Source organism: Mesotoga sp. B105.6.4 (assembly GCF_002896535.1).
Classification (GTDB): domain Bacteria; phylum Thermotogota; class Thermotogae; order Petrotogales; family Kosmotogaceae; genus Mesotoga.
Window position 1 is genome coordinate 1 of sequence record NZ_JWIM01000113.1, and the last position, 2,458, is coordinate 2,458.

At 47.8% G+C, this 2,458-nt stretch carries 2 protein-coding genes and 1 pseudogene; all 3 read right to left on the reverse strand.

Translation table 11 applies throughout. The annotated features are described in order from the left end of the window. Nucleotides 1–1,082: sialate O-acetylesterase (locus tag RJ60_RS14890; protein WP_180979990.1), on the reverse strand; the 1,082-nt coding region annotated here is incomplete at its 3' end. Next, nucleotides 1,079–2,044 carry an ROK family protein gene (locus RJ60_RS14895; protein ID WP_099830103.1) on the reverse strand — a complete coding sequence of 322 codons (966 nt, stop codon included), beginning with the start codon at nt 2,042–2,044 and terminating at the stop codon, nt 1,079–1,081. The genes RJ60_RS14895 and RJ60_RS14890, both read right to left, overlap by 4 nt. Further along, a pseudogene (locus RJ60_RS15705) lies at nt 2,014–2,458 on the reverse strand (hypothetical protein); the annotation flags it as partial. The pseudogene RJ60_RS15705 and the gene RJ60_RS14895, both read right to left, overlap by 31 nt.

A 2,458-nucleotide genomic window follows, 5' to 3' on the forward strand; every position in this document is an offset into this window, starting at 1 on the left:
GCTTCATTGATGTCCGGTGCATCGGCCTGAATGTCTCTTCCGAAGAGATGTTTAAGGGCGCTTTTTGCAAGTCTTTCTCCGAGCATTACATTCCCGTAAGAACTGTTGTGGATATTGTCTGAAAGAGGTATGTCAATTGCTGGAATTACGAAGACTCCTTTGAGCTCTCTCCCCGCCTTTCTTTGGGCCTCTCGCACCCTGGACCAATTGTCATCGCTCATTCCCCAAGGTTCCTGATCTGCTACAAAACGGTTGAGCTGTACCGTAAAGAAAGCTAAGCAAGGATCATTGAGATCTTCTCTCAAGCTGTTGACGAAGTTCGCAAATCTCTTGCCATACGTGATGCTGAGATCATCAGAAGTATCGGAGCATCCCTGATACCACAGGACACCTGCGAGATCTCCTCCACATCCCGTAGTAATCTCAAGTAGATTAGTATAGAGCTCTCCACTTTCGGCCGGATTCCATTGACTGAGACAGGAGCCTCCGAGAGATGCCTGGATAAGACCAATTGGTCTATTCAATTCTCTCTTAAGATATCTGGCAAAGCTCAGATAAGGTGAATGCCCAGGGTTTATTGTCTCCATGTTTACAGGGTGAATCGTTCCTGTCGAGTCGTTAAGAGGGTGCGAGGCCAGATCCCATTTGCCTTTGTTTCTCAGCACATGAACTCCGATCTCCGGAGGATCGTATATCGGATCTTTGCCATAACCTGCTGAGTTGCTTTGACCGGTAATGACAAAAACCTCACCCACACCGAGATGATGTATGGCATCACCCCTGAAAGCGTATTCTATACCAGAACTATCTGGTTTCAGGGAGGTCTCTATCCTGTAGAGTCCCCCCACGGGGAGCTCGAAAGATATCTCCCATCTTTCGCCTTCAAGCATTGTAGCCGGGAGCCATGGCAGTAGCGGCTCTGAGCTTGCTTCACAGACCACCCTCACAAATACCGCTTGACGATCGGAGATCTCTATAGAAGGAATGTAGCTGCCTGAGAGTGTTACAGAAGCTATTCCTTCCTTATGTTGAAGAATTTGCCAATCTTGGGGTCCACAGTTTATTTGGCAACCTGGTATCATATACTCCCTCCTCCAAAGCATATCTCAGCTAAATGAAGAGCCAATCCTGACAGTGTTGAGCTATCGGGATCGATCGCCTTCAAGATTTTCGGCAGGTTGATGCTCCCCAAATTCGCTTCAAGCTCTTTCCTCAGAGCTGGACCAATAAACTCATAGGCTCCCGAGATCTTGCCTCCAAGAACAATCACATCCGGATAGAAGATCTTGATAAAGGGTATGAGGGCTTCTGCGAGAAGGCTTCCCGTTTCACAGAATAGCTTCATGCAGACAGTGTCGCCCTTGACGGCCAAGTTATAGAGATCCATCACATCTAGATCTACCTGAAGCGAGTCTGAAATCTCCCGGTACCTTGCAAGTATTCCCCTCCGGGAGATTCTGTCGTCAAGTATTCCTTTGCCAAAAGGAAGGTTTCCAATCCAGCCGTAAGGAGGTATTCCTCTTTCATTCTGGACTATTTTCCCTTCCTCCATAAAAGCTGAACCCAGTCCTGTACCTATTGTAATTCCAATGATCCTCCTCGCACCAATAGCTGCACCTTTGAGATACTGGCCACGAGTAAAGGCCCAAGAATCGGCATCGAATATCACGGGAAACAACTCGGTTACGGTGACTTCATTACGGAAGAAACCGGATAGATCCATTCCGTAAAGCGCCTCGTATTTGTTAACACCTTTTATGAGGCAAATTCCTTTTTCGTAATCGAATGGCCCGGGAAAGGCAACTGCGAGGCCGACAGGCTCAAGGTTCATCTTGTTTGACTGCCCGACCAAACCAGTTACGATCTCGGAAAACCGCTTTAGAATAACTGCTCTGGAACCTCTCGAATCAACGGAGGTTATGTTAACGCCTGAGACCAGTTGACCATGCAAATCACAGAGAGCGGATTTTACTGTTGTCCCTCCGACATCTAGAGCTAGTATGATGTGTGAATTCACTTCAAGCGAGCCTTCACAATTATACACTTCTCCCCACTCCCGGCCTCGATTGTGTAACTACCTGCGCAAGCAGGCACTATTACAGTCTCGGAGTAGTTCATCTTCCGCCTGTTCTCCCCCGAGATAAGGATCACACTCTCTCCGTCAACGAGCGTCAATATGTGGAATCTACCTTCGGTTTCGAATTCCACCTTGCCCTCTATTTCAACCCGAAAGACCTCATGGAAGAAGTCTCTGCTTGTCGCGATAAGGTATTCGGCCCAACCATTACCCGAGGCCACTAAAGATGGCTTTGGTTTCAAATGTCTGTCTACCCAGTTCCCCCGTCGCTTCCTATTCAAAACTTTGAAGGCGTGCTCAATGTGAATCGGCCTCATAACACCCTGTAAGTCAGGCCTCAGATGGTCGTATATCTTGAATGTGTACCTGTATGTGGTCGAG